At 57.9% G+C, this 26220-nt stretch carries 26 protein-coding genes and 2 pseudogenes; 23 read left to right on the top strand and 5 right to left on the bottom strand.

The window, feature by feature from the left end:
- Positions 1-65: 65 nt before the first annotated feature.
- From BIND_RS13940 to BIND_RS13950, 3 genes are all read left to right on the top strand, one after another.
- Positions 66-1040, top strand: a complete 975-nt coding sequence (locus BIND_RS13940; protein WP_012385686.1) for a GNAT family N-acetyltransferase — start codon at positions 66-68, stop codon at positions 1038-1040.
- A gap of 204 nt (positions 1041-1244) precedes the next feature.
- Complete coding sequence (locus BIND_RS13945) at positions 1245-2483, top strand: lipopolysaccharide biosynthesis protein (protein WP_041778118.1); 1239 nt, start codon at positions 1245-1247, stop codon at positions 2481-2483.
- A 580-nt stretch (positions 2484-3063) separates the two neighbouring features.
- Positions 3064-4245: a Gfo/Idh/MocA family protein gene (locus BIND_RS13950; protein WP_012385688.1), complete on the top strand. Its 1182-nt coding sequence runs from the start codon at positions 3064-3066 to the stop codon at positions 4243-4245.
- Positions 4246-4325: 80 nt separating this feature from the next.
- Here the strand turns inward: BIND_RS13950 and BIND_RS13955 are convergent, their stop codons facing one another.
- Complete coding sequence (locus tag BIND_RS13955) at positions 4326-5336, bottom strand: LacI family DNA-binding transcriptional regulator (RefSeq protein ID WP_012385689.1); 1011 nt, start codon at positions 5334-5336, stop codon at positions 4326-4328.
- A gap of 311 nt (positions 5337-5647) precedes the next feature.
- Between BIND_RS13955 and BIND_RS13960 the strand changes: the two genes are divergently transcribed.
- From BIND_RS13960 to BIND_RS14025, 14 genes are all read left to right on the top strand, one after another.
- Entirely contained in the window at positions 5648-6739 is a 1092-nt protein-coding gene (locus BIND_RS13960; RefSeq protein WP_012385690.1) for a fatty acid desaturase family protein, read from the top strand.
- Between the two features lie 92 nt (positions 6740-6831).
- Positions 6832-7161, top strand: coding sequence for a MocE family 2Fe-2S type ferredoxin (locus BIND_RS13965; protein ID WP_012385691.1), 330 nt, complete (start codon positions 6832-6834; stop codon positions 7159-7161).
- 147 nt (positions 7162-7308) lie between these two features.
- Positions 7309-8298 carry an aldo/keto reductase gene (locus BIND_RS13970; protein WP_012385692.1) on the top strand — a complete coding sequence of 330 codons (990 nt, stop codon included), beginning with the start codon at positions 7309-7311 and terminating at the stop codon, positions 8296-8298.
- Positions 8299-8300: 2 nt separating this feature from the next.
- Entirely contained in the window at positions 8301-9122 is an 822-nt protein-coding gene (locus BIND_RS13975; protein ID WP_012385693.1) for a creatininase family protein, read from the top strand.
- A gap of 95 nt (positions 9123-9217) precedes the next feature.
- Positions 9218-10162, top strand: coding sequence for a sugar ABC transporter substrate-binding protein (locus BIND_RS13980; protein ID WP_012385694.1), 945 nt, complete (start codon positions 9218-9220; stop codon positions 10160-10162).
- A 197-nt stretch (positions 10163-10359) separates the two neighbouring features.
- Positions 10360-11274, top strand: a complete 915-nt coding sequence (locus BIND_RS13985) for a sugar phosphate isomerase/epimerase family protein (protein ID WP_012385695.1) — start codon at positions 10360-10362, stop codon at positions 11272-11274.
- A 422-nt stretch (positions 11275-11696) separates the two neighbouring features.
- Positions 11697-13148, top strand: a complete 1452-nt coding sequence (atpD, locus tag BIND_RS13990) for a F0F1 ATP synthase subunit beta (RefSeq protein WP_012385696.1) — start codon at positions 11697-11699, stop codon at positions 13146-13148.
- Positions 13145-13606, top strand: a complete 462-nt coding sequence (locus tag BIND_RS13995) for a F0F1 ATP synthase subunit epsilon (RefSeq protein ID WP_012385697.1) — start codon at positions 13145-13147, stop codon at positions 13604-13606. Before atpD ends, BIND_RS13995 begins: the two co-directional genes overlap by 4 nt.
- The gene (locus tag BIND_RS14000; protein WP_041778119.1) at positions 13603-13893 is read left to right on the top strand and encodes an AtpZ/AtpI family protein; all 291 of its coding nucleotides are present in this window, start codon (positions 13603-13605) and stop codon (positions 13891-13893) included. Before BIND_RS13995 ends, BIND_RS14000 begins: the two co-directional genes overlap by 4 nt.
- A 73-nt stretch (positions 13894-13966) precedes the next feature.
- Positions 13967-14659: a F0F1 ATP synthase subunit A gene (locus tag BIND_RS14005; protein ID WP_012385699.1), complete on the top strand. Its 693-nt coding sequence runs from the start codon at positions 13967-13969 to the stop codon at positions 14657-14659.
- Entirely contained in the window at positions 14656-14916 is a 261-nt protein-coding gene (locus BIND_RS14010; protein ID WP_012385700.1) for a F0F1 ATP synthase subunit C, read from the top strand. Before BIND_RS14005 ends, BIND_RS14010 begins: the two co-directional genes overlap by 4 nt.
- 13 nt (positions 14917-14929) lie before the next feature.
- Positions 14930-15709 carry a F0F1 ATP synthase subunit delta gene (locus tag BIND_RS14015; RefSeq protein WP_012385701.1) on the top strand — a complete coding sequence of 260 codons (780 nt, stop codon included), beginning with the start codon at positions 14930-14932 and terminating at the stop codon, positions 15707-15709.
- Positions 15706-17220 (top strand): F0F1 ATP synthase subunit alpha, encoded by a 1515-nt coding sequence (locus BIND_RS14020; RefSeq protein ID WP_012385702.1) that lies wholly within the window; start codon positions 15706-15708, stop codon positions 17218-17220. Before BIND_RS14015 ends, BIND_RS14020 begins: the two co-directional genes overlap by 4 nt.
- Positions 17217-18092 carry a F0F1 ATP synthase subunit gamma gene (locus BIND_RS14025; protein WP_012385703.1) on the top strand — a complete coding sequence of 292 codons (876 nt, stop codon included), beginning with the start codon at positions 17217-17219 and terminating at the stop codon, positions 18090-18092. The genes BIND_RS14020 and BIND_RS14025 overlap by 4 nt, the downstream gene beginning before the upstream one ends.
- A 79-nt stretch (positions 18093-18171) precedes the next feature.
- Here BIND_RS14025 and BIND_RS14030 read toward each other — a convergent pair.
- Positions 18172-18920: pseudogene (locus BIND_RS14030) on the bottom strand (IS481 family transposase); the annotation flags it as partial.
- 7 nt (positions 18921-18927) lie between these two features.
- Between BIND_RS14030 and BIND_RS20755 the strand changes: the two are divergent.
- Positions 18928-19377 (top strand): annotated as a pseudogene (locus BIND_RS20755) (IS110 family transposase); the annotation flags it as partial.
- A 174-nt stretch (positions 19378-19551) separates the two neighbouring features.
- Here the strand turns inward: BIND_RS20755 and BIND_RS14040 are convergent.
- Positions 19552-20301, bottom strand: a complete 750-nt coding sequence (locus BIND_RS14040; protein ID WP_012385704.1) for an SDR family NAD(P)-dependent oxidoreductase — start codon at positions 20299-20301, stop codon at positions 19552-19554.
- A 94-nt stretch (positions 20302-20395) separates the two neighbouring features.
- On the opposite strand from BIND_RS14040, the gene BIND_RS14045 reads away from it, so the two are divergent.
- Positions 20396-21292, top strand: coding sequence for a LysR family transcriptional regulator (locus BIND_RS14045; RefSeq protein ID WP_012385705.1), 897 nt, complete (start codon positions 20396-20398; stop codon positions 21290-21292).
- A 67-nt stretch (positions 21293-21359) separates the two neighbouring features.
- Here the strand turns inward: BIND_RS14045 and BIND_RS14050 are convergent, their stop codons facing one another.
- The gene (locus BIND_RS14050; RefSeq protein WP_012385706.1) at positions 21360-22295 is read right to left on the bottom strand and encodes a LysR family transcriptional regulator; all 936 of its coding nucleotides are present in this window, start codon (positions 22293-22295) and stop codon (positions 21360-21362) included.
- A 128-nt stretch (positions 22296-22423) separates the two neighbouring features.
- Between BIND_RS14050 and BIND_RS14055 the strand changes: the two genes are divergently transcribed.
- The 4 genes from BIND_RS14055 to BIND_RS14070 all read left to right on the top strand — a co-directional run bounded on the left by BIND_RS14055 (position 22424) and on the right by BIND_RS14070 (position 25727).
- Entirely contained in the window at positions 22424-22903 is a 480-nt protein-coding gene (locus BIND_RS14055; RefSeq protein WP_012385707.1) for a carboxymuconolactone decarboxylase family protein, read from the top strand.
- 131 nt (positions 22904-23034) lie between these two features.
- Complete coding sequence (locus BIND_RS14060) at positions 23035-23952, top strand: MBL fold metallo-hydrolase (RefSeq protein WP_012385708.1); 918 nt, start codon at positions 23035-23037, stop codon at positions 23950-23952.
- A gap of 264 nt (positions 23953-24216) precedes the next feature.
- Entirely contained in the window at positions 24217-24642 is a 426-nt protein-coding gene (locus BIND_RS14065; RefSeq protein ID WP_012385709.1) for a cupin domain-containing protein, read from the top strand.
- Between the two features lie 77 nt (positions 24643-24719).
- The gene (locus tag BIND_RS14070; RefSeq protein WP_012385710.1) at positions 24720-25727 is read left to right on the top strand and encodes a mechanosensitive ion channel family protein; all 1008 of its coding nucleotides are present in this window, start codon (positions 24720-24722) and stop codon (positions 25725-25727) included.
- On the opposite strand, the gene BIND_RS20760 is transcribed toward BIND_RS14070, so the two are convergent.
- Entirely contained in the window at positions 25678-26166 is a 489-nt protein-coding gene (locus BIND_RS20760; RefSeq protein ID WP_012385711.1) for an RrF2 family transcriptional regulator, read from the bottom strand. The two genes, BIND_RS14070 and BIND_RS20760, sit on opposite strands and share 50 nt — an antisense overlap.
- Positions 26167-26220: the final 54 nt, after the last annotated feature.

A 26220-nucleotide genomic window follows, 5' to 3' on the forward strand; every position in this document is an offset into this window, starting at 1 on the left:
TCGCAATCCATTTTTGGTTGATACATCAATTGAAGACCTTGTGTTGTCGATAAGAGGCGGATGTAATGACACGTGGAAGCAATGATAGTGAGTGTTATTATCCCCGAGCTCAAGCCAGCGGACTCGTGCCGACGATCTTTCATGAACGTTGGTGGCTTGATATTGAAACAAATGGGAACTTTGACGTCGTAGAATGCTTTGAAGATGGAAAGTTAGTGGGATGGCTGCCCTATTTTTTGAAGCGGAAATCCGGTTTCACATATAGTGTAAACCCAAAGATGACCCATTTCATCGGGCCAGCCATAAACGAGGGCAACGGTAGTTCAGAAACACGGTTTTTAAGGAAACTACAGATCACCCGAGAACTCATCTCCAAGCTCCCTCCCGCCTCAGTTTACAAGTATAAATTGCATCGTGATGTGACAGATGTCGTGGCTTTTCAGGCTGAGCAGTTTTCAACAAATGTTCAGTTCACTTTTGAAGTTCCACCGCAAGTAACTGACGCATTATGGAATAATATGCGTCCTAAGAAGCGAAAGAAAATCCGCAAGGCGAGCGAAGAGCTTACTTCCTATGATATTGAAGATCCTGAGTTATTTTGGAATTTTTACGAAAAGAACCTAAAATGGCGGGGACTTTACTGCTCCTATTATGATAAAATTTCGACCTGCAAGATCATCGAGGCCTGTCTGACGCGGAACTGCGGGCGCATTTACGCCGCAAAAGACAAACGAGGCTCGCTCGTCGCAGTCCTTTTTTGTATTTGGGACCAATTCTCTACGTATTATTACATGACGTCTCGAACGGAAGATGCTCATGGTGGCGCCACGAGTCTGCTCGTATGGAATGCCATGCAAGATGCTGCTCAAAAAGGGTTGATCTTCGATTTTGACGGGCTAACCAACGCAAAGAGTATTCTCTTTTATGCCGAGTTTGGTGGAACTCTGAGTCCGCGTTATGTCGTTACACGGTCAACATTGATCGGCGGAATAGCCTTGGGCTTAAAAACGGCGCTTGATGGCAAAAATTTCTTTTATTAAGTCATTTGCGCCCCCGATCGACATGTCGGAAAAAAGATATCCATTTACGCATGCTATTTAGACAATTTTAAAGTGCTATCGTTGCTGCATTTTTCCTGTATGATGACGTTATGTTTTATTGAAATAAAATTCGCGTTTATTCGGAAAGCAAGGCGCAATTTTATAACGTCGCCATAAATTTTCGACAGAATGAAGCACAAATACATGCTCCACATTCTCAACACGCTTCTGCGACTCGCGACCCTCAGTGGGAAAATGGGGCTGTCGCTTTACATGGGGCGCTATTTCAGCCTTGATGATATAGGCACCTATGGTCTCGTGTTCGGATCCGTGATGATCCTGACCAATGTACTCGGATTTCGTTTAGATTATGTCGTTTCGCGTGAACTGGTGCGAACGACGCCGATTGAGGCGCTCGTTAAAATGCGCGACCAGACGATATTCTATTTGGCAAACTATTTTGTCGGAGCGCTCATCATGATTGCCGTCGCGCAATCAGGTTTAGTCGGCATCGGCATGCTGCCGCTGTTTTTTATTTGCGCTCTGACGATTACAGATAATTATTCCAACCTTACTTACGTTAACATGGTTTCTTTAGAGCGACCACTTTTAGCGAATGCACTCTATTTTATAGGCGGCGGGGGATGGTGCTTTGTCGCTGCTGCGATCGGCTTGATTTGGCCCGAGTATCGTCATGTGGATACGGTGCTTACAGCATGGTTGTTAGGCTACATGCTTTTCTTTACCGCCACCTTTTGGGCCTGGCGAAAAATGCCGTGGCGTGAATTGCGGGGCAAGCCGCTGAATTGGAAATGGATCCGAGCGGGAGTCACAAACTCCTATCTTATCTGGCTTGGTACGCTTGGGATCATGGCAGGGTCCTATTCCGACCGTTTCGTCCTGGCGCATTTTCTGGGCCTGGAGGCCGTCGGCATTGCGACCTTCTATTTCTCCTTCACCAACGCCATTCTGACTTTGGTGCAAACGGGAGTTCTCTCTTTCGTCTATCCACGCCTTATCGTCCATTACCGAGAGGGAAATCAGACAGGATTCGGTCACGAGATGCGACACGCGAGCCGCCATGTGGCTCTCTTTGCCGGCGTCATCGCCATCGGCATCAGTATAGCCGTGCCTTTGTTGGGGTACTCTCTTCAACGGCCCGAGTTCGTCGAATACGCGCCTGTTTTATGGTTGATGGCGGCGGGAGCCTGGATCCGGTGCTCCGCTGAAGCTCTGTACCAAGGTTTGTTCGCACGGCATCAGGATTGCGCCATATGGCTCGGTAACCTGCTCTATGTGGTCCCAGTGATCGTTTGCAGTGTTGTACTGGTGCCCATGGTCGGCTTGATCGGCGTGGGATATAGCGCGGTCATATCGAGCCTGTTTCTCTTGCTATGGCGTAAATACCAATTGTCGCGCCCCCACGCGCTGCTGGAGACCTGAGAGGAATAATCTCTCGGGGGCCGGTGCCGCGCATGGTGAAGAGGGCGCGCCCAGCAATCGAAGCCATCGTCGAAGCGTTCGAATTTTCGGACAGCGCCCGTTCCAGCCTGAAAGTATTTGCCTGAATCTGGCGCCAACCTTTCGCCCTGTGGCATGAAGCGTGAAATGTCGGCGCGGTCAGACAAGGATGGCTGTCTGAATTCGCCCTGCGCATTTACCTTTTTCTCGCCCCTCTCTATCACGGCAACCCGGCAACCGTCACTTGTTGGGGCTTTAATCAACGGGTCCTGAATCAACAATATAAGTGTTGCAACGCTTATTGCAATAATTATACTGTTGCAACATAAGGTGCTCGAAAGAACCAGCCATCTGCTCAGCGACCAAACGCCTGCAGAGCACATCCTCACGATAGCCTCAGCGTCTTACAGGTCTGCGACTGCGTCCTGGTCGTAAGCCTGCGCGAGGATCTTCGAGGCCCACAGGGAGGACACTGGGATCGAGGAAGTCGATGATCACGCGAGTGACATCTGGACCCGGATCACCGCTTACACCTACCCCAAACAACAAGGAGACGGCAGACATGGGTCTCACCGGAACACAAACATATCCTCGGGCCGCGCGGAGACTGCGGCTCGGGATCGTCGGCGGAGGACAGGGAGCACTCGTCGGCCAGTGGCACTGGGCCGGCGCACGGCTCTCGAATCGCTGGGACGTGATCGCGGGTGCTCTCTCGTCCGATCCAGAGCGGGCGCGGGCCTCGGGACGCGAGTGGATGCTGGCCGAGGACCGGGTCTATGCCGACTATCGTGAGATGGCGAAGGCTGAGGCGGCGCGCCCGGATGGGATCGAGGCCGTGGCGATCTGTACACCGAACTGGACCCATCGGCCGATCGCCGAGGCCTTCATGGACGCTGGCATCGACATCATTTGTGACAAGCCCATGGCGATGACCCCCGAGGATTGCGACGCGCTCGCCGCAAAGCAGAAGGAGAGCGGCGTCGTCTTCGCTGTCACCCACCCCTATCCCTATCATCCAATGGCGCGTCAGGCGCGGGAGATGGTGGTGGCCGGAGCGCTCGGCGAGATCCGCCAGGCGCTCGTCGAATATGCCCAGGATTGGGCCACCGAGCAGGAAGACCAGGATTCACGCTCGCTCGCCTGGCGGCGCGATCCGGCCAAGGTCGGCCGGGCCTCAGCCACCGGAGATATCGGCACGCACGCGTTCAACTTGATCGAGTTCGTGACTGGCCTCCATGTCAGCCGGCTTCGCGCTGACTTCCATGTCTGCGGCGCGCCAAAGGCGATGGAGGATACAGCCTTCATGAAGCTCGCCTTCGAGAATGGCGCACCGGGGGCGCTCTGGATCACCCAGGCCGCGCCCGGCAATTATTGCGCTCTGCGCTTCCGAGTCTACGGCACCAAAGCTGGACTGGAATGGGACCAGGAATATCCAGAGCAGCTTCGCTTCCGCCCCTTGAACCAGCCCGAGCAGGTGATCATCCGCGGTCATGGGGCTGGCGTCCTGCCCGCAGCCGAGCGGATGATTCTGCTGCCACGCGGTCACGGCGAGTCGCTCTCGGACGCCTGGGGTCATCTCTACATCGAGATCGCGATCGCCGTGGAAGCCCGCCGCACGGGTCAGCCGGTGCCGGAAGGGCTGTTGGCACTGCCTGGCATTGCTGAGGGCACCCGGGGCGTGCAGTTCATCCATGCGGCCGCGGACAGCAACGAGGCAGGCGGAACTTGGCAGGAATTGCCATAAGGAGGCTTCGCTTCACGATCGAGGCGCGACTTGTCACGCGCCTCGGTTGGCGGCTCGATGCTTCGCGAAAACCGGTTCGGTCAAATGTTCTCCACAACATGCATCGTGATCGGATAAAGGTTCCTGCGCGCCGGCTCGCTTTCGGGGCGGGACCCTGTCATCCAGCCGATGAGGTCGTGGGCGATCTGGTCGATGGGCGTGCCCAACACCACATCGAGGACTCCGCTCTCGAGCCCCGCACGCGTCTCGATGGTCAGTTCGTTCGAAATGGTAATAGCCCTCCCCGGCTCCGCTTGCTCCCGCAAGGCAGCTATGGCGCCCGAGAAGCCGGAACAAGCGATATAGATACCGGCGAGATCAGGCCTTCGGCCGAGTAAATCGAGGACACCCTCCTTGGCCATGTGAGCATCCTCCAGGCTGACGATGGGCGGCAGGACCTCAAAGTCCGGCGCCGATTGCCGGAAAAATTCGGCGAACGCGATCTCCGTCTCCTCGTGCCCGAGATAGCGATGACTGCCCACCATGACCACCACCGGCCCAGGTCGACGCGCCAGCCGGGCGATGCTCCAGGCGGCAAGCCGGCCGGCCTTGCGATGATCGACCCCGAAAAAGGCGGTCCGCGCCTGGGTGCCGAGATCGGACAGCAGCGTGAAGACCGGCATCCGCGTGGCTAGAGCCTCAACCGTCGCGCTAATGCGAGGATGATCGGCGGCGACCACAGCGATCACATCGCAGCCCTCGGCAAGGTCAGTGATGCGATCGGATACTGTGGCGGGAGCAAGGTCCGGACAAAACTCGATTCTCATCCGGGCCCTCCCGCTACGCGCGGCCTGGGTGAGAAGGCCAGCAAATCCCTGATAGAAGGGCTCGCTGCGCCGTTGCAGCAGAACACCAAGCCTCTTCGGCGGCCGGGTCTCCTCCATCCGCCGGCGCAGGAGGCTGGTATTGTGGTATCCAAGCGCTTCTGCTGCGGCGAGAACCTTCTGCATGGTCTCGTCCCGAACCGGCGCCCGTCGGTTGAGCACCCGATCCACTGTGGCGATCCCGACGCCCGCTCGTTCTGCGACATCGGCAATGCGCAGCCTTCCCATGGACGGCCTCCCTGATAGTTCTTGCATCACCGCCTACGAAGGACGGTGAGTGTTTTGATAGAAACTATCATGGCGTTATTGCCTGCAATAAATCAATCGCCTTATGATGATGGCGCAATAAAAATTGCCGCTAAGCGGCGGTGAACCCGCAGCAGGGATGGAGGAAAAAAAACCCGCCAGGACAGAGCCCTGTCGCGAGAAGCAACTCACTCTCATTCAAACACTAAAGCATAACTCCAATTTCTCAGTCACCGGCAGCTTGACTCTGCCGGGCGCGAGATTGTGTGCCACGATTTCTTCGAGAGAGACACATGGTGGACAACAATGGCAGAATCTGCCGAGACTACAGCCTGATCGGCCGTGATACACATCTCGCTGAGGCGGACGGGCTCGCCAATGCCGATTGGTACCTCTGCGCCATTCCCCGCACCGAGCTGAAAAAACTGCTGAAGCGCAGCGACGGACCAGCGATCCGTGACACATTGATCTGGATTAGCGCGCTCGTCGTGACCGGCTTTGGGGGTGCCTGGTTCTGGGGCAGTTGGGCCTGCATCCCCTTCTTCATTGTCTATGGCGTCCTTTACGGTTCCGCCTCGGATTCACGCTGGCACGAATGCGGTCATGGAACCGCATTCAAGACACGTTGGCTGAATGATGCCGTTTATCATATCGCATGCTTCATGATCCTGCGCGAACCGACTATCTGGAGGTGGAGCCATGCGCGCCATCACACCGATACGATCATCGTAGGCCGCGATCCGGAGATCGTTGCCCACCGCCCTCCCGATATTTTCAGCATGATTCTGAATCTCTTCGCAATCAAGTCGACATTTCACGCATTCGGAAAACTGTTTTTGCATGCCTCAGGCAAGCTCGATGCTGAAGAGGCGACCTTTGTACCCGAGATGGAACGTACAAAGGTCTACTGGATCGCGCGGCTCTATCTTCTGCTCTTTGCCGGCATCGTTGTTGGAAGCATCGCTTTGGGTTCGATCCTGCCGGCGATGCTGATTGGCCTGCCGACACTCTACGGCGCTTGGCTCGCCCAGATTTTCGGGCTGACGCAACATGCCGGTCTTGGGGAAAACGTGCTCGATCACCGGCAGAACTCCAGGACCGTGATGATGAATCCCGTATTTCGGTTCCTTTACTGGAACATGAACTATCACGTCGAGCACCATATGTTTCCCATGGTGCCCTATCATGCGCTGCCGAAACTCCACGAGGCCATAAAAGCTGACTGTCCCGCGCCCTATCCAAGCCTTCTAGCCGCCTATCGAGAGATCATTCCCACCCTCCTCAGGCAGTGCCGGGATCCAGACTATTTCGTGCAGCGCGGTTTGCCCGATCACATGGTGAGGAAGTCGAGCACCGAAGGCTTGCATCTGACTCTCGCCGAATAGCCGCGCTGGCGGCAATATCGCCCCCTGCCCCACATCCTAGACCTAGACCATCCCCGATTTTGTGACGTGCATCGCCGTCTGAGAGGAACGCCATGACCATCACCAGCACGCCTGTGTGGATCCCCGCCTGCGCGGTGGATGATATCGAAGAAGAAGACGTAATCCGCTTCGATCATGAAAATCGGACTTTCGTCATCTACCGAACCAAAAAGGATGAGTATTTCGCCACGGATGGCATGTGTACGCATGAACATGTCCACCTCGCGGATGGTCTGCTGATGGGCTACATCATCGAGTGCCCCAAGCATAATGGTCGCTTCGACTGTCGGACGGGCCAAGCGAAAGGCGCGCCGGTTTCTGTCAACCTGCGGACCTATCCGGTCAAGGTGGAAGACGGCCGGGTCCTGATCCAGGTGGACTGACACCTGGCCGCCGAATGCGTTGTCATCATCGGCGCCGGCAAAGCCGGACGGCCAGCCATTGCTGCTCTCGCCCAACCGGACGTGAAGCTGAAGACCTTGCTCGCAGCTTGACGCTCCACAACGTCATCTCATTCGAGAGAATTGATTGTGCAATATTCACAAATTCCCCGCTCCGGCGAGAAGATCAGCCGTCTCGGATTCGGCGCCATGGGCTTCGCTGGCTGGTTCGGCTCCCAGGACGAGAAGGAGCACGTGGCCGCGCTTCATCTCGCCTTAGAGCAAGGCATCACCTTCATCGATACCGCCCGCGCCTATGGCGAATCCGAGCGCATCGTCGGCAAGGCATTGCGCGAATGGCGCGGAGAAAAGCCGTTCGTCGCGACCAAAGTGGCGGGGCTCGCCGGCGAACCGCAATGGGGAACGGTGATGCCGGTTACAGAATCGTTCCCGCCCGGCCAGGTCCGGGCCTCTTGCGAACAGTCCCTGCGTGCCCTCGACCTCGACCAGATCGATTTGCTCCAGCTCCACACTTATTGGCCGAACTGGGGTGTCTCTGGCTATTGGATGGACGAGCTTCATGTCCTGAAAGACGAAGGCAAGATTCGGTATATCGGCATTTCCATCCCCGATCACCGCTCCGACATGGTACTGCCCATCGTGATGAGCGGAGCGATCGATGCGGTGCAGACCATTGTCAATATCTTCGATCCCACCGCGCTCGAAGTGCTGGTTCCCTTCTGCCGAGAACATAAAGTCGCGGTGATCGCGCGCTGCATCCTCGACGAAGGAGGATTGTCAGGCTTCCTGACCTCGGAGACGCACTTCGCGCAGGGCGATTTCCGCGACGGTTACTTCGACGCGACGGTTCCGCGCGAGACCTATATTCGCAAGGTGGAAGCCCTGCGCACCTTCGTGCCGGCCAATGCGTCGAGCCTTGCCGCACTCGCCATCAAATATGCGCTGCATGATCCTGGAATCACCACCGCGATCTCGTCCATGCATGTGCGGGCGTTCCTTGAAGCAAACCTCGCCGCTCTGGCGGAGGACCCGCTCGACGAAACGACCTTCCGGACTTTGATGACGCGCCACCGCTTCATCAAGAACTACGCGAATTTCAAGCATTTCGGAGTGGCCTAACAATGAACGTACAGGATGAGGTCCGCTGGGAGCGGCTGAAACCGGCTGAGTTCATTGCGCGCCGCGATGCGTGCCCGATCGTCTACTTGCCCATGGGCCTGTGCGAACCGCATGGCCATGTAGCGCCATTCGGTCTCGATACAATCAAGGCCGAATGGCTGTGCCTGGAGGCGGCACGCCGTTTCGGCGGCGTGGTCGCACCGACACAGAGTTGGCATATACATGAATGCGGCTATCATGCACCGTGGCTGCGGGAAGTCATGGATGGTATCAACCCGTTGCTCGCGGCGCTGCCGGCCCATCTGGTGCTTGAAACTTTGCTCTACCAGCTTCGTGCCTTCCGCAATGGCGGTTTCAAGGCCGCCGTGGTTATATCGGGCCACAATGGAGCTCAAGACGACCTGCGCATGGTCGCCCGGCATTTCTCGGCTGCTTTTCCGTTCGAGCATTTCGTTGCAAGTGATCCGGAACTGGTCAAGGGCTTGTTCCATGGCGACCATGCCGGTCGCTACGAAATTTCCCAGCTTCTCGTCGTCAGCGGCGATCTCATCGCACTCGAACGCTCCGGCCGGGTTGCCACAGATGCGCTCGGCCGGTTCGCACAAAACCCAGATGCGGCCGAGGCGACAGTGGAGGAAGGCCGGGCGATCCTCGATGCCTCGCTTGAGCACATTGGCCAAGTCGTTAAAGCTTTCCACCTCGCAGCGGAACCGGCAGATTTTGTCCCTATGGCTGCGCTTGTCCCTGTCTGGCAGGCCATTGACGCGGATCGCGCCCACTGGTGCACCGCGGATCCATTACCTCTAGCGACCCCTTCTCTTTAGAACACAAAGAGAAGCTTTTATCTGCACGATCGCGGGACATCCGTGACAGACAAAAAAGCAGCGCAGTCTGCTCATTTACAATTAGGGAGGAAACAATGAAGCGAATTCTTTTGGCTGCCGTAATGGCTATAAACTTTTCGTGCTCTGCGGGCGCCGAGAGCATCGGCGTGTCCATGTCAGCTTTTGATGATAATTTTCTGACTGTCCTGAGGAACGCCTTAATTGCCCACGGCCAGTCTCTTCCAAATGTGAATGTCCAGATGGAGGACGCACAGAACGACGTGGCGCGCCAGCAAAGCCAAGTCCAGAATTTCATCGCCTCAGGTGTGAGCGCCATCATCGTTAACCCGGTCGATACAGACGCGACCGAGGCCATCTCCAAGCTCGCTGCCGATGCCAAGGTTCCTCTCGTCTATGTCAACCGGCAGCCTGCGAACGTGGACAGATTACCTGAGACGCAGGCGTTCATCGCTTCCGATGAAGCCGTGTCAGGCACTTTGCAGGCGCAAGAGGTCTGCCGCCTGCTCAAGGCGCGGGGCAAGGGCAAGAGCGCGAATGTTGTGGTGATGATGGGACAGCTTTCCAATCAGGCGAGCCGCCAACGGACCAAAGACGTCCATGATGTTATCGCCACTCCCGAATGCGCCTTCATGAAGGTCGTCGAGGAGCAAACTGCGAACTGGCAGCGCACGGAAGCCATGAACTTGATGAGCAACTGGCTCTCGGCTGGGATCCAGTTCGATGCCGTCATCGCCAATGCTGACGAAATGGCCATTGGCGCCATTCAGGCGATGCGCTCGGCGGGCCTTCCCGTGAAGGATTATATCGTCGCTGGCATCGATGGCGGCCGTGACGGGATTGAACTGATGCGGCAGGGCTATCTTGATGTAACGGTGTTTCAAGATGCCGCTGGGCAAGGCGCGGGCGCCCTGGATACCGCTCTCATGCTGGCACGCGGAAAAAAGACCGATCGGACAATCTGGGTGCCGTTTCAGCTGATCACGCCGACCAATGTCGCTGATTTTGTAGGGCGAAATTAAACTATGTCATTGCCAATTTGCATGCGGATACAAATCGGAGATTGAAACGCCGGTATTATATTTTGTTAAAGGATATGACCGTCGAATGGCCGATGAGCGGCACCTTTTCCACAAGGCGCCAATAACGAGAACGACGCCAGAAGCGCTTATCCTCCAGTACACACCGCAGTTTGGAATTTTGTAACAGGTCCTGTCCCATGAAGATCGCCCTCGACCCTTACATGCATCGACATCTCAGCCTTCATGATCTGTGCCGAAAGGTGGCAGAACTCGGCTATGAATATATCGAACTTTCCCCTCGTGATGATTTCCTTCCCTGGTGGGTCCGTCCGCGAGCACGCAAGGAGCGGATCGCCGAATTCAGATCGTCGCTGAAGGAACATAGCGTTCAATTGGCTTCAATCCTGCCGATGTATCGCTGGGCAAGTCCACATGAGGACGAGCGGCAAGCCGCCGTTCGCTACTGGAAGGAAGCGATCCAGGTTGCGGTCGAGATGGGTGTCGACACGATGAACTCCGAGTTCGGCCGTGGCCCGTCGCCTGATCGCAGCCATCGCAGCGGCTGCTGCGGCAGTATGTATACGCATGAACATAGCGAGGCATCCTGGTGGCGATCGATGGAAGAACTCGTTCCGGTCTTTGAGCGTGAGGGCGTGACCCTCAACATGGAACCGCATCCCGAAGATTGGTGCGAGACGCTTCATCCGGCGATCGACATGCTAAAGACGATCGGCTCAAAAAATGTCCGGTTTCTCTACTGCGCACCACATACATTCTACTTTGGTGATAACATGGCCCGGATGATTCGGGATGCGGGCTCACTGATCGCCCATGTCCATGTGGCTGACACCTATAACCATAAAGCGTCCTCTTGGTTGAGATATATCGTCAATCCACCAGGAGCGAAAGTAACGATCCACCAGCACATGGACATGCATCAGGGCGAGATTAACTGGGATGTCTTCTTCTCGTCGCTCGCCGAGGTTGGCTTTGATGGCATCATCACCGCTTGCGTCTTCGGTTGGGAAGAGCGCGCCGACGAGTCCGGCCGCTTTATGCGTGCTGAGATCCAGAAGTACATCGACAAGTACTGGCCAGTGAAGCCCTTATAATATTATGGTTTTTAACAGTCTATATGTCGAGATATTGTAAAATCTGTATCATTTTGCATGCAGCCAAGGATCGATACCTAAAGCTGAGCAGTGTGATTTACATCAAATAGTTGTGATACAAATAGCTAGCTAACTCCCGATGAGCCTCAATCATCGGGATTTTGCCTCGCAATGATGAGGCGACGGTCTCGAACCGAATTTCTTAGGAATCACAATCGCTCATGCTCCTAAGAGACTGAATATAAGAACGCATGCCGGCATGGTTCTCAGCTCAGGGCCAGTTAAAGGGGAGCGCCCATCATGGTCGCAAGCGCGGACATGAATCCCTCACCTTGCCGCCATTGACGTCAATGTGCATTGATCAGCGGCGCGGATCAATGTAGGCGATGTCAATGCGGCATCAGGATTTGAGGGGGATTGCGATGGCGACAAGCGGCCGGGTCGCTGCCATTCGGGGGGCTGTGATCGACATCGCTTTCTCCAATTCCGCTTTGCCCGAAATCAACGAAGCCATTGTGATCGAGGATCCTGACGGGAGCGCGGTCATCGCGGAGGTCCAGGCCCATCTCGACGAGAATACGGTGAGAGCCATCGCGCTGCAGGCGACCACCGGGCTGAGGCGCGGCGATAAGGCCAGGAAGACCGGAGGGCCGATTGCCGTCCCCGTGGGTGATGCCGTTCTTGGGCGTCTCCTCGACGTCGTAGGACGGATCGGCGACAAAGGCGGCGATTTGCCGGCAGGGGTTCCCTTGCGGCCTATTCACCGCGCGCCGCCGCCACTGACGCAACAGACCGGCACGTCCAGCCTGTTTGCAACGGGCATTAAGGTCATTGACCTCTTGGCCCCTCTCGCCCAGGGCGGCAAGGCCGCGATGTTCGGCGGGGCTGGCGTCGGCAAGACTGTTCTGGTGATGGAACTGATCCATGCCATGGTGGCGAGTTATCAAGGCATTTCAGTCTTTGCCGGGGTGGGCGAGCGTTCCCGCGAGGGGCATGAGATGCTGCTCGACATGGCCCAGTCGAAAGTGCTCGACCGGACCGTACTCGTCTACGGACAGATGAACGAGCCGCCCGGCGCGCGATGGCGGGTGCCTATGACGGCTCTGACCATCGCGGAATATTTCCGTGACGAATGCCACCGTAACGTCCTTCTCCTCATGGATAATATCTTCCGCTTCGTTCAGGCGGGGGCCGAGGTCTCGGGCCTTCTGGGGCGGCTTCCCTCGCGCGTCGGTTATCAGCCCACGCTGGCGAGTGAGGTTGCGGCATTGCAAGAGCGTATCGCATCGGTCAGCGGAGCTGCCGTGACGGCGATCGAAGCCGTCTATGTTCCTGCGGATGATTTTACCGATCCCGCCGTCACGACGATTGCCAGCCATGTTGACAGCATGGTCGTGCTCTCGCGTGCGATGGCCGCCGAGGGCATGTATCCAGCCGTCGATCCCATCGCCTCCTCATCCATTCTGCTTGATCCGCTCATTGTCGGCCAGGATCATGTCGATGTCGCCAATGAAGTCCGCCGCACCATAGAACATTATCGCGAGCTCCAGGATGTGATCTCGCTGCTTGGAATGGAGGAACTAGGGACCGAGGACCGGCGGATCGTCCAGCGCGCCCGCAGATTGCAGCGCTTTCTCGCCCAGCCCTTTACCGTGACGGAAGCCTTTACCGGCATGCCCGGCCGTTCTGTTCCAATCTCCGATACGATTGCCGGCTGCCGAACCATTCTGTCAGGCGCCTGCGACGATTGGCAGGAAAGCTCGCTTTATATGGTCGGAACCATTGAGGAAGCGCGGCAGAAGGAAGAGGCTGCGCGCAAGCCTGCGGCCGCCGTGGAGCCGGGAAGGACAAACGCGGGAGAAAAAGCAGCATGAGCGCGGCGCTGCATCTGAGCATTACGACGCCTTCGGCGGTCCTTATCGATCAGGCGGATATCGTCTCTCTGCGCGCCGAAGATGAAAGCGGCGGCTTTGGCATTCTGCCAGGCCATGCCGATCTCCTGACGGTCCTGCGGGCGTCTGTCGTCCGCTGGCATGCCAGGGATGACATCATCCATTATTGCGTGGTGCGCAGCGGTGTACTCACAGTCACGGAAGGGCAGCGCATCGCCATAGCCTGCCGCCAGGGTACAACGGGCGATGATCTGACACGGCTGGAGGAAGATGTCGCGGCCATGCGGGCTGAGGAAGTGGATGCCGGCCGCCGCGCGCGCGTCGAGCAGCTCCGCCTGCATGCCCATGCCGTGCGTCAGTTGATGCACTATCTGCATCCCGGTCAAACTGTGGACGCAGAGATCATGGGAGCAGCAGTTCAGGACACGGAGGAGATATGAATGCATCTGCTCCCTCTGACTCCGAGGATCGGATGGCGCAAGCGGCCCGGGAGGCTGCGGAACGCGCCAGGAAAGGCGCGGAAAACCCCGAGCCATCTCTCGGGGCACGCCTCGGCCAGATTGGCATTCTCGGCTGGACCATCGTCGTTCCGACTTTGCTCGCTTTGCTTCTCGGACGATGGCTCGATCAGATTTTCGCAACAGGCATATTCTTCTCAGCTCCCCTCATTATGATCGGTGCTGGCATCGGTTTCTGGTCCGCTTGGAAATGGATGCACCGCCCATGAAGGAGACCACCACGAACAGCCTTGCAGAGATACGGATCGCGGTTCGCATAGTTTGTCGCGCTGGAGGATGGCCATGGATTCGCCGCTGACGCTTGCGCCGCTGTTCCATCTCGGCCCCGTGCCGATCACCGCGCCGGTTCTCGTCACCTGGGCGATCATGCTCATTCTCGGTATAGGCGCGCGGCTCGTGACACGGCACCTCTCCATCCCGCCTTCCAGGAGCCAGGCGGCGCTCGAGACTGTGACGGGTGCCATCGACAGCCAGATCAAAGATACAATGCAGGTCGATCCCGCTCCCTATCGGGCGCTCATCGGCACGATCGTTTTGTATGTGCTCACGGCCAATTGGTCATCGCTCGTTCCCGGTGTCGAACCGCCGACCGCCCATCTTGAAACGGATGCTGCTCTGGCCCTCATCGTGTTCTGCGCGACAATCGTCTATGGCGTGCGGGCGCAGGGCCTTGCCGGTTATCTGAAGACATTCGCGGATCCAAGCTGGGTCATGATCCCTCTCAATGTCGTCGAGCAGATCACCCGGACCTTCTCGCTGATCATCCGTCTGTTCGGCAATATCATGAGCGGCGTCTTCATCATCGGCATCATTCTTTCACTGGCCGGTCTTCTCGTGCCCATTCCCTTGATGGCGCTCGATCTGCTGACAGGCGCCATCCAGGCCTATATCTTTGCAATATTGGCCTGCGTTTTCATCGGGGCGGCTGTTAGTGAACGCCCCGCTCCCTCCCAACAGGAGCCCAAAACGCCATGAATACGGTCGACACGAACACGATCGAACTCGTCAGCATCCTCGCTGCGGCTCTTGCCGTTTCCTTTGGGGCGATCGGGCCGGCACTCGCCGAAGGGCGCGCGGTCGCGGCCGCGATGGACGCCATTGCGCGCCAGCCCGAAGCTGCCGGGACTTTGTCACGGACGCTCTTCGTCGGCCTTGCGATGATCGAGACGATGGCGATCTATTGCCTGGTGATCGCCTTGCTCGTCCTGTTCGCCAATCCCTTCGTGCATTGAGCTTTGCAAGGCGATGCATATCGACTGGTGGACCCTCGGCTTACAAGCCATCAATGTCCTCATCCTCATCTGGATCCTCAGCCGGTTTCTCTTCAAGCCGGTTGCCGCGATCGTGGAGGCCCGCCGCGCGTCGATCGCGCGTCTCCTAGATGAAGCCCATGCCACGCGCGTGGCAGCCGAAGCGGAACGGGAGAAAGCGCGGCAGGAGGTGACAAGCCTTGCCACCGCCCGCGCCGCCGCTCTGCAAAAGGCGGAAGACGAGGCCAAGGCCGAGACGGAAACGATCCTCGCCAATGCACGCTCCGAGGCGGGCAAGCTGCGGGAAGCGGCCAAAGCCGATATTGCCCGCGCGCGCCAGGACGAAGCAGCCGCCATGGCGGACCATGCGAGCCAGCTCGCGGTCGATATCGCCGGCAAGCTGCTTTCTCGCCTGCCGGAGGAGGCACGCATCTCGGGCTTCATCGAGGGCCTTGCTCAAGGCCTTGCGGCTCTTCCCGAAGCGATCCGGACGAATATTGGCGCGACGGATGCGCCGGTGCAGCTCAAAGCCGCCCGCGCCCTGACCGAGGCCGAAACACAGGCCTGCCGCGTACGGCTTTCGGAAGCGCTCGGCCATCCAGCCGAAATTGCCGTGGACGTCAGGCCTGAGCTCATTGCGGGCCTTGAGATCGATATGCCGCATGCCGTGGTGCGCAATAGTTTCCGCGCCGATCTCACTCGTATCACCGCCGCCTTGATACAAACCGGCTCGATGCAAACGGGGCAGGAAGCGCCGAGGCCAGAAACACCATGAGCACATCAAACAGTTCAGCGGAAGAATGGCTGGCGCGCAGCCGGGAAAAAGTGTCGCAAACACCGCTCTCGCCCGAAGCCTTGTCGATCGGGCGCGTCGAACAGATTGCCGATGGAATCGCTCGCATCTCGGGCCTGCCGGAGGTCAGGCTCAATGAGCTTCTGCATTTTGAAGGCGGGCAGAGCGGCTTTGCCCTCACGCTCGATGCCGATGCGATCAGTGCCGTTCTCCTCGATGAAAGCGCGGCGATCGAGGCCGGCTCGAGCGTGTCTCGCACAGGCGAGGTGGTGCAGGTTCCCGTCGGCCCGGAACTTCTCGGCCGTGTCATCGATCCGCTTGGCAGGCCGCTCGATGGCGGCGGAACGGTCATGGCCAAAACCCGCCATCCGGTGGAGCGGCCGGCGCCGGCGATCATCGAACGCGATCTGGTGGCACAGCAGGTCGAAACCGGCATTCTCGTCGTCGATGCCTTATTCACGCTCGGCCGGGGCCAGCGGGAACTCATCATCGGCGATCGCGCGACGGGCAAGACAGCGATTGCCGTTGACACGATCATCAACCAGAAACATTCGGACATTATCTCGATCTATGTCGCTGTCGGGCAAAGGGCGACAGCGGTCGAGCGCGTGATCGAAGCCATCAAGCAATATGGTGCGCCGGAGCGGTGCATTTTCGTCGTTGCCTCGGCGGCCGCTTCGCCGGGCCTCCAGTGGATCGCACCCTTCGCCGGCTTTACGATCGCCGAATATTTCCGTGACCAAGGCGGCCACGCACTCATTGTCATCGACGATCTCACCAAACATGCCGCAACACATCGCGAACTTGCCCTTCTCACACGCGAGCCTCCGGGACGTGAAGCCTATCCGGGCGACATCTTTTATCTGCATGCCCGTCTTCTGGAACGCGCCGCCAAATTATCGGCCGAACGGGGTGGCGGCTCTCTCACGGCTCTGCCAATCGCCGAGACCGATGCCAGCAATCTGTCAGCCTATATCCCGACCAATCTGATCTCGATCACCGATGGCCAGATCGTTCTCAATGCGCAGCTCTTCGCGGCGAACCAGAGGCCCGCGGTGGATGTCGGATTGAGCGTGAGCCGGGTCGGCGGCAAAGCCCAGCATCCGGCGTTGCGGCAGGTCTCCGGACGTATCCGACTCGACTATTCCCAATTTCTTGAGCTTGAAATGTTCACCCGCTTCGGCGGCATCACCGACACACGCGTCAAGGCGCAGATGCTTCGCGGCGAGCGCATCCGCGCGTTGCTCACGCAGCCCCGGTTCGCCACCTTGCGGGCTGTCGATGAAATTGCCCTTCTCGCCGCTTTGGGCGCGGGCGTTCTCGACGATCTGCCTTTGACCGCGATCGAGGCGCTTCGCGCACGCCTGCCGAGCCATCTCGATGTGGAATTGGGCGATGCTGCCAAAACCCTGGCAAAGGACGGTGTTCTCGACGAGGCTTTGAAAAATCGCTTGGTCACGGCGGTCCGCTTGCTTGCTGGAATGACACCGTGACGGAGCGGCTGAGCGATGTCGCCGCGCGAATCCATTCCGTACGGCAATTATCGGCCGTGATTACAGCGATGCGGGGCATTGCCGCGTCGCGATCACGGGAAGCACGGAGTCAGCTCGATGGTGTTCGGGCCTATGCGCAGACAATCGCCGAGGCCATCGGGCATGCCCTGGCCTTCCTGCCGGAACGACCCCAAACCGAGCCTGCCGGGCGAGCGGCTCAGGGCCATGGCATTATTGCACTCTGTGCCGAACAGGGTTTTGCTGGAACCTTCAACGAGCGGGTGCTCGATGCGGCCGGGCGGCTGATTTCGGCCGCGCCGGACAGACGGACGGCGCTTCTGCTCGTCGGAGATCGCGGCTTGATGGTTGCGCGGGAACGTGGGCTTGCAATCGCCTGGTCCGCGCCCATGGCCGCCCATGCCGGGCAAGCCGCATCGCTTGCCAACCAGATCGTCGAAGAACTTTATCGCCGTATCGATGGCGACCACATGACCCGAATCTCCATCGTTCACGCCGTCCCTGGCCCGTCGGCCGCAGTCAACATTGCGGAAAAGGTGCTCGTTCCCTTCGATTTCGGACGTTTTCCACTCGCCCATGGCGCGGTCCATCCGCTGATCACCCTGCCACCGGACATCCTGCTTGCGCGGCTTGCCGAAGAATATATTTTTGCTGAGCTCTGCGAAGCCGTCATGCTGTCCTTTGCCGCCGAGAATGAAGCGCGTATGCGGGCCATGATCGCGGCGAAGACCAATGTCGCGAAGACGCTCGACGGCTTGATTGCAAGGTCCAGGCAGTTACGGCAGGAAGAAATCACCAACGAAATCCTCGAACTTGACAGCGGAGCCTCGAGCTCAGGCCAGTCTCCCCGCTGAAGAGTGAGGGATAAGGCCGCTCCGGCCCGCCTGATTGCATTCATGAATGGAATTCATAGGCCCATTCTCGTAAAGGCGCCTAACTGTTTAGTCCCGCGAATTGATGGAGCGGCTTTAGGATGAATCTTTCCGGTTCATTTGTCCAGACTTTGCAGACCTATTCATAGGGAGTCAGGCCCTTCAATGTCTTGAGTCGTCGAGCGTAATTGTATGCGTTGACGAAGTCTTCGAGATGATGTCGCAATTGCTGGTGGCTCTCGTAATAGAAGCGCTGGACCGTGGCCTCCTTGATAGTCCGGTTCATTCTTTCAACCTGGCCGTTCGTCCAAGGATGTTTCGGTTTGGTCAGGCGATGGTCGATATCGTTTCGGGCGCAGGCGAGCTCAAAAGCATGAGCCCGGAAGAGCTCTCCTCTTGCAATGGCCTCCTTGATCTCGGGGACCGTCAAGCCACCACCGCCAGGAACCGTGAACTGGATGCCATTGTCCGTGAGAACCGTGTGGATCTTGTAGGGCACGGCCGCGATAAAGTGGCGCAGGAACTCGGCTGCTATTCTTGTCGTGGCTTTCTCATGCAGTTCGACGAAAGCGAATTTGCTCGTCCGATCAATGGCAACGAAGAGGTGTAGCTTGCCTTGCTCTGTCCGGACCTCTGCAATGTCAATGTGGAAGAAACCGATCGGGTAGGTCTTGAACTTTTTCCTTGCCGGCTTGCCGCCTTCGACTTCGGGCAGGCGGAGATGCCATGGCGCTGAAGACAGCGGTGCAAGGATGACCGCGTCAGATGCGGGATCGTCGGCTGCAGCGCATAAAGGCAATCATCAAGGGGCGCCTTTCTCCAGAAAGAGCTCGACGCGGTCGATCAGGACATTGGTGACGCCATCAAAAACTCCCGGGCTTGGCAGGAGACCGAGGCACTTCTGAAATCCGTTCCTGGCATCGGCGACGTGACCGCACGGACCCTTCTCGCCGAACTGCCTGAGCTCGGGACTGTCAGTCGCCATAAGATTGCTGCCTTGGTTGGCATCGCTCCGATCAATCGCGACTCTGGTTTGATGCGTGGTCGCAGAGCCATTGCCGGCGGTAGAACATCAGTGCGTGGCGTGCTGTATATGGCGGCTTTGACCGCGATCCGGCGTCGCTCTCCTTTTCGGGCTTTCTACGATCAGCTCACTGCCCGTGGCCGGCCGAAGAAAGTCGCGCTCGTTGCCGTGATGCGAAAGCTTCTCACCATTCTCAATGCAATCCTTCGGAACCGTAACCCATGGCATTACGAAAACGCTTGACGCAGAACAAGCCGCTCCGTCGTTGTGGCGCGGTCGTGAAGAACTTGTGCCATAGGGCATCCTTCCATTCTGTCGAAAGAATTGCACCATCAAAGGCCGGGATTAAACAGCTAGCGCGGCTGTTTGTGACACGGAGCACGAAATTTTTCCCGATCCCGCGTCCATGCGGCTTTTTCACGTCAGTGCCATGCCGCCGTCGACGTGCAACTCAATGCCGTTGACGAAACTTCCCCCGTCCGATGCGAGGAAGAGAGCGGCGCGCGCCAGTTCCTCCACCTGTCCCATGCGGCCCGCCGGGATGAGGGACGCCATCCGGGACTCGAAGGCCAGACGGTCGGCGTCGGATATCCCGAGCTTGCCGAGAATGGCAGTCTCGACCGGTCCAGGGCTCAGGATGTTGACGCGGATTTTCCGGGACTTGAACTCGATCGCCCAGTTCTTCGCGAACGCGGCGACCGCCGCTTTCGAACCAGCGTAAACGGCATGGTCCGGCAGCACTTTGGTTGCCGCGAGCGAACCGGTGATGATGATCGAACCACCGTCACGCATGACGGGCTCCATCGCCTGCACACCGAAGAACACACCGCGCGTATTGGTGGCGAATTGGCCGTCATATTCTTCCAACGTGACTTTATGGGATGGTGTCAGGTTGATGATACCTGCATTGGCCATGTAGATGTCTAGTCCGCCGAAACGGTCCTCCACCTTTTCTGCGAGCGTCCGATGATATCGGACATCGGTGACGTCGCCGACGATGCCGATAGCGTTGTAGCCAATTTCTTCCAGAGCTTGATCGACAACCTCCTGTCTACGGCCAGTGATGATGACCTGCGCCCCTTCCTGCGCAAACAGGCGCGCGGTTGCCTTCCCAATGCCACTGTTGCCGCCCGTTATGACGGCCACCTTGTCCTTTAGACGTTGCATCACCTGTCTCCAACTATCACAGATATAAGATAAATTTACCTGCCTGATGCTGCTAGACCGATGGCGGCACATGATTTGTGCCTTGGAGATGGAAATGCCGAATTTGTTGAGCGAGACGCCTGGTCTGATCGCGTTCGTACGCACCGTGGAAGCCGGCTCCTTCAGCGCCGCTGCGCGCGATCTTGGTACGACGCCGTCTGCGGTTTCAAAGAGCGTGGCGCGCTTGGAGAAAAAGGTCGGAACGCGGCTGTTTCTTCGTTCCACCCGTGCCTTGACGCTCACACAGGAAGGCCAAATTTTCTTCGACCGCATAGCCCCGCTATTGCGTGACCTCGATTCGAGCGACGATGCTATCGGTTCTCAGAGAATGCTGTCAGGCCGTCTGCGCATCAGCATGTCCGGCGAACTGGCCCCTTTGCTGCTGCCTCGCCTTTTTGCCGGCTTCGCGTCGGATCATCCCCATCTCATTCTCGATATCGGTCTGACCGACCGATTCGTCGATCTCGTGCGGGAAGACTATGATGTCGTTCTCCGCGCCGGCGATAGCGCCGGGAGCGATCTCATCGTGCGCACTTTGGCGGATTTGCCAATGGTTATAGTCGCTTCCCCATCGTTTCTGCAAATCTATGATCTCCCGACCTCAGCGGAGGAGTTGGCGAACACTCCGTTCGCGCGTTTCAAGATGAACGGCATACCGATGCCCGTACGTCTCGGAAACGGAACCGCCTTCGTTCCCTCCGGTCGGGTCGATTGCGATTCGGGAGCCGCGCTGATCGAGGCGGCGCGAAGCGGGCTAGGGGCGGCCTATCTTCTTCGATGCCTTGTGGCAAACGACCTGAAGGCCGGTACGCTGGTGGACGTTTCGCCCGGGATCACCCTTCCCAAGCTTCCATTCAACGTTCTGCATGCCTTTGGACGCACCGTCCCCATGCGCGTAAGGTTCTTCTGCGACTTCATCGCAGATGAGGCCAAGATCATCGGCGCAATGTAAACACGACATGATGATGTCGCTTGATACCTTGAACAGGATTCCGCCGGGTCTGCGCGCTGCTGGTGTGCTATTCTAGCTCCGCGAGAGAGGAGGCGTTCGACGCCGAGGACGAGGTCATAAGAGGGTCTTCCCGCATCGCGGCAACGAGATAATCAATGACAGCTCTCACGCGAAAAGGCATATTTCGCCGAGATGGATAGGCGAGCGTGATCGGCAGACGAGCCGGCGGGAAATCCGGTATTAAGCTGATCAATCGGCCGGTCTCGATGTCAGGAACGGCAAGTATATGGGAGAGAATCGCAATGCCCGCGCCGGCAAGAACGGCGCGATGAACAGCTACAGCATTGTTTACGATAAGACGTGGCGCGATTCGCACTGCGACTTCGTCCGCGCCATTGGAGAATAGCCAGGAACGACTGTCGCCTCCCCGTTTGTAGCAGATGCAGTCATGATGACTCAAATCCTCAAGCGCTCGGGGCGTGCCCCGTTTTTCGAGGTAGGCTGGCGTGGCGACGAGAAAGGCTGTTGTCCAGCCGATCCTGCGGCATATCAGGCTGGAGTCGGCGATATTGCCTAGACGGACTTCGAGGTCGATCCCCTGTCCGACCAGATCGGACGGTTCCTCGCGAAACAACAATTCGACGGAAAGTTGTGGGTGATGATCAAGAAGGGCCGCAAGCCGGTCACTCATATACAGCCCTAGCGGCGCCGGTACGGAGAGCCGCACCTCGCCCGATGCCGTCCCTACCTGGCCGGCAGACTCGCCGAGCGCCTCCACAGCTTCGATAACCTTGAGAGCCATTGGGATCATTCGTTCCCCCTCGGACGTCAACGCCAACGCGGTGGTTGAGCGATGCAGAAGGCGCGTATCGAGATGGGCTTCGAGTGCTGAAACCTGCCGGGAGACCGCAGGCTGCGTCAGTTTGAGATCGACAGCAGCGGCCGAAAACGAGCCCGTCTCGGCGACTCTCAGGAATGTCCGCAACGCGCAAACGATGTCCATTCGTACCCTCTTAGCTCTGGACATAAGCCTTATGTCCAGAGCTTAAGCCAGAACGGCTTTACCGTCCAGATATTAAGGATATTAAATATCTATGAGGATTAATAATATCCTTAATAAGGGAAAGTGACATGATCCAGCGCCTGAACTACGCCCAGCAATCTCCTGAGCTTTTTAAGAAACTTTCAGACCTCAGCGTGGCCCTGAAGGACAGCGCCATTGAACAGAAGATCCACGATCTCGTTCAGATCCGTGCGTCGCAGATCAATGGTTGCGCCTTCTGCCTCGATATGCATGTCAAGGAAGCCAAGATCCATGGGGAAAGCGAGCTCAGACTCTACCACATCGCCATCTGGCGTGAATCAAACCTGTTCATCCCGCGCGAGCGTGCAGCGTTGGCATGGACCGAAGCTGTGACGAAGCTGCCTGAACGTGGCATTCCCGATGAGCTCTATGAACGCGTGCGCGGTCAGCTTTCTGAGAAGGAAATCTCCGACCTGACGTTCTCGATCATGATCATCAATTCCTGGAATCGCGCGAGCGTCGCCTTCAAGGCTGTGCCCGGCTCGGCCGACAAGCTCTACGGCCTCGACAAGGCCGGCCTGGCCTGAGCCTTCCCCGAAACTCCCATGAATGATGGTTGTCCACAGGAACTGCTGCGAACGCAGGCCGTCGTGAAGATCGTCTTTATCGGTGGAGCCGGTCCGATCGGTTCCAAGGCCATGACCAACAGGAGAAAAGCATGAGCCTCGACGTTACATCACCCCCTGTCCTATCAGATGTTGAAGAACTGGTTCCGTCGCGCTACGCGGTGCGGATCGGCGAAATCGACGTGCTCGTCATCAGCGATGGTGTTTTGCCGTTACCAACCAAGATGTTGGGGCACAACGTTGACCAGAGGGCACGTGCGGCGTGGCTGAACGACATGTTCCTGCCGCCGGACGCTTTCGACTGGGCGCTGAACACAGTCGTGGTCCGTAATGGCAGGCAGACCATACTCATCGATACCGGGTTGGGAATGGACCCGGCGCTGAATTTACCGCGGGCCGGCCAACTGGTTAAACGACTGAAGGCCGCAGGCATCGATCTTGGCTCCGTAACTGATGTGGTGTTGACCCACATGCACATGGACCATGTCGGTGGACTGATCGTTGACGGAGTGAAGGAACAGCTACGTCCGGACCTGAAGATCCATGTGGCGGTCGCCGAGGTCAAGTTCTGGGAGTCGCCTGACTTCAGCCGCGTCGACATGCCGCCGGGATTCCCCGATGCGCTTCGGGCAGCCGCCAAGCACTTCAGGAAAGAATACGAAAGCCAGTTGCAGCTGTTCGATGAAGAATACGAAGTGGTGCCGGGCGTGATTGTCACTCGAACCGGTGGTCATACTCCGGGGCACAGCGTTGTCCGCGTGGCGTCCGGCAAAGATCGGCTGATGTTCGCGGGCGACGCCGTGTTCGCTGTCGGGTTCGAACATCCCGAGTGGCATAACGGTTTCGAACACGATCCCGAGGAGGCAGTTCGTGTCCGGGTCCGGCTCTTGCGTGAACTGGCGGAGACCGGCGCGTTGCTGGCGGCCACTCATATGCCGTTCCCCTCCGTCGGCCATGTGGCGATCGAGGGCGACGTCTTTCGTTGGGTACCGGTTTTCTGGGACTACTGACCGATTTGTCGGACAAAGGCCGAACCCAAGCCGATATCGCCTTTACTAGCTCGACAATGCCGGCCTGAACCACGGTCTCGTACCCACTTTAGGCGAAATACTTCGGGACCAGACTGGAGGATAGTTCGCTCGTCTCCGACAACAATCCGCGCCTCGGCCGCATTGCTTTCGATCAGTGGTTTGCGGCGGCTCCGAAAAATAACTCCTTTTGCTCGCGCCACCGGCAGGAGGCGTGGGCCACCGACCCATGAAAGGACAATGGACATGATCAAGTCATTTGCACTTGCAGCGGCCCTGTCGGCGATTCTGGCGGGTTCTGCCCTTGCAGACGATACACCCGGTAGCAGCGAGGGAGCCAAGGTCACACTGGTCTACGACCATGAACTACCGAACGTGCCTGGCAAGAGCATGAGGGGCGTTCTTGTCGAATATGCTCCGGGCGGCTTCTCGGAAGGCCATACGCATCCGAACTCCGCCTTCATCTACGCCATCATCCTCGAAGGAGCGATCCGCAGCCAGGTTAATGACGGTCCCGTCACGGTCTACAAGGCTGGAGAAAGCTTCTCGGAACTGCCCGGTGATCGCCATGGCGTCAGCGAAAACGCAAGCAAGACGAAACCGGCAAGACTGCTCGCCGTCTTCGTAGTCGATACCAGCCAGCAGGAACTGACGTTCCCGATCAAGAAATAGAGCCGGTCGACGGGTGCCCGATGGGGCACCCGCTTGCCTCCAGACTTCGACCGACAGCTATCCGCGAGCCCCTTGCCATGTTCGGCGATGACCATTTCGTGCCGCTTGTCCTGACCAATATCCTTGGAATTGCCGGTATCGTCGTATGGAACCTTCAGGGCAGTCGCCGCCCAAAAGGCCGGCTGATTGTCCAGATCCTGTTCTTTGCCGGCATGAGCCTCGTGCTCTATCTGGCCGACATTGCGCCCCACCAGCCTGATAACGTCTACACGCACGGTTTCGGTGCGTTGATCTCCAGATCGGCCAAGATCCTGTGGTGGACTCATCTTGCCTGGACGGCCATCGGCTTTTTCCACATTTATATCATGCTCACCCGCAGGCCACAGGAAGCGCATCTTATCCAGGATATGACTGTTGGGGTCGTCTATCTTGCGGTAGCACTCTCGGTCGTCGGCTTCGTTTTCGGCGTCCCGATCGGCACATTGGTGGCAACCTCTGGCGTTGTCGCGATCATCCTCGGCCTTGCACTGCAGAACACACTTGGCGATGTTTTCTCTGGCATCGCGCTGACGCTCGGCAGGGCTTACGCCATAGGCGACTGGATCCAGTTGAGCGACGGGACCGAGGGGCGCGTCACCGAAACCAACTGGCGCTCCACCAACTTGTTGACAGGCACATACAATCTCATTGTTCTACCGAACAGCGTGCTGGCGAGACAGAGCGTCGCCAATCTCAGCCGTCCAGATGAGACGCACCAGATGGCGCTGACTGTGCGTTTTGCGGCTACGAGAAGACCGCGTGCGGTCGAGGAGGCCATGCTGTCCGTGCTTCAGGCCAGCACCCTGATTGTCAAGGAGCCGCCACCGACCGCCGCCCTGAAGATGATCGACGCCATCGCGATCGAGGTAGAATTGCTGTTCCGCATCGACAGCCTTGTTAGCCATATACCAGCCCGAAACGAAATTATCGATCTCGTTTATAAACAATGCGAGACAAGCAATCTTTCGTTGGCTATGCCTCCTGCAAGTCTTGTGTTCATCCCGCCCGGTCAAGCACCCATTCGAAGGTGTCCTTCCATAGTGTAGGAGAGACCTCCTGCGACAGGATCCGCCCGAGATCCGACAACGTGACGCCGCGCAGTTTCTGACGCCAGGCTTCATCCGCTTCCCACATGATCCGCGCCACCGCACAAGGGCTGCTGTCGCAATGGTCCCTCGGGCGGCAGGGGTTGTTAACGCGGATGTTGTTGCACACGAAGGTCTGTGTCCTGCCTTCCACAGCTTCCACAATATCAAGGAAGGTCAGTTCCGTGGGCGGTCTTGCAAGGCGATATCCGCCGGACGGGCCTAGCATCGTATGAACGAGCCCCGCCTGTGACAGGCTTTGCAGTGCCTTGGAGAGATATTCCTTTGGCAGACCGTGGAGTTCTGCCAGCGCCTTGGTCGACAGGTAGCGCCCCTCGGGCAGGCCGGCGAGAATTGCGCAGCAATGTAGTGCCCATTCGACTTGGCTCTTCAAGATCATCAATTCGGTCCACGATCGGAGCGCCATGGCATTAAGGACAATGAATATCCCTAA

The sequence above is a fragment of the Beijerinckia indica subsp. indica ATCC 9039 genome (genome assembly GCF_000019845.1).
GTDB lineage: Bacteria > Pseudomonadota > Alphaproteobacteria > Rhizobiales > Beijerinckiaceae > Beijerinckia > Beijerinckia indica.

Coding starts and splice junctions, on each gene's coding strand:
- BIND_RS13940 (WP_012385686.1), top strand. CDS start 66: ATGACACGTGGAAGCAATGATAGTGAGTGTTATTATCCCCGAGCTCAA.
- BIND_RS13945 (WP_041778118.1), top strand. CDS start 1,245: ATGCTCCACATTCTCAACACGCTTCTGCGACTCGCGACCCTCAGTGGG.
- BIND_RS13950 (WP_012385688.1), top strand. CDS start 3,064: ATGGGTCTCACCGGAACACAAACATATCCTCGGGCCGCGCGGAGACTG.
- BIND_RS13955 (WP_012385689.1), bottom strand. CDS start 5,336: ATGGGAAGGCTGCGCATTGCCGATGTCGCAGAACGAGCGGGCGTCGGG.
- BIND_RS13960 (WP_012385690.1), top strand. CDS start 5,648: ATGGTGGACAACAATGGCAGAATCTGCCGAGACTACAGCCTGATCGGC.
- BIND_RS13965 (WP_012385691.1), top strand. CDS start 6,832: ATGACCATCACCAGCACGCCTGTGTGGATCCCCGCCTGCGCGGTGGAT.
- BIND_RS13975 (WP_012385693.1), top strand. CDS start 8,301: ATGAACGTACAGGATGAGGTCCGCTGGGAGCGGCTGAAACCGGCTGAG.
- BIND_RS13980 (WP_012385694.1), top strand. CDS start 9,218: ATGAAGCGAATTCTTTTGGCTGCCGTAATGGCTATAAACTTTTCGTGC.
- BIND_RS13985 (WP_012385695.1), top strand. CDS start 10,360: ATGAAGATCGCCCTCGACCCTTACATGCATCGACATCTCAGCCTTCAT.
- atpD (WP_012385696.1), top strand. CDS start 11,697: ATGGCGACAAGCGGCCGGGTCGCTGCCATTCGGGGGGCTGTGATCGAC.
- BIND_RS13995 (WP_012385697.1), top strand. CDS start 13,145: ATGAGCGCGGCGCTGCATCTGAGCATTACGACGCCTTCGGCGGTCCTT.
- BIND_RS14000 (WP_041778119.1), top strand. CDS start 13,603: ATGAATGCATCTGCTCCCTCTGACTCCGAGGATCGGATGGCGCAAGCG.
- BIND_RS14005 (WP_012385699.1), top strand. CDS start 13,967: ATGGATTCGCCGCTGACGCTTGCGCCGCTGTTCCATCTCGGCCCCGTG.
- BIND_RS14010 (WP_012385700.1), top strand. CDS start 14,656: ATGAATACGGTCGACACGAACACGATCGAACTCGTCAGCATCCTCGCT.
- BIND_RS14015 (WP_012385701.1), top strand. CDS start 14,930: ATGCATATCGACTGGTGGACCCTCGGCTTACAAGCCATCAATGTCCTC.
- BIND_RS14020 (WP_012385702.1), top strand. CDS start 15,706: ATGAGCACATCAAACAGTTCAGCGGAAGAATGGCTGGCGCGCAGCCGG.
- BIND_RS14040 (WP_012385704.1), bottom strand. CDS start 20,301: ATGCAACGTCTAAAGGACAAGGTGGCCGTCATAACGGGCGGCAACAGT.
- BIND_RS14045 (WP_012385705.1), top strand. CDS start 20,396: ATGCCGAATTTGTTGAGCGAGACGCCTGGTCTGATCGCGTTCGTACGC.
- BIND_RS14050 (WP_012385706.1), bottom strand. CDS start 22,295: ATGGACATCGTTTGCGCGTTGCGGACATTCCTGAGAGTCGCCGAGACG.
- BIND_RS14055 (WP_012385707.1), top strand. CDS start 22,424: ATGATCCAGCGCCTGAACTACGCCCAGCAATCTCCTGAGCTTTTTAAG.
- BIND_RS14060 (WP_012385708.1), top strand. CDS start 23,035: ATGAGCCTCGACGTTACATCACCCCCTGTCCTATCAGATGTTGAAGAA.
- BIND_RS14065 (WP_012385709.1), top strand. CDS start 24,217: ATGATCAAGTCATTTGCACTTGCAGCGGCCCTGTCGGCGATTCTGGCG.
- BIND_RS14070 (WP_012385710.1), top strand. CDS start 24,720: ATGTTCGGCGATGACCATTTCGTGCCGCTTGTCCTGACCAATATCCTT.
- BIND_RS20760 (WP_012385711.1), bottom strand. CDS start 26,166: ATGATCTTGAAGAGCCAAGTCGAATGGGCACTACATTGCTGCGCAATT.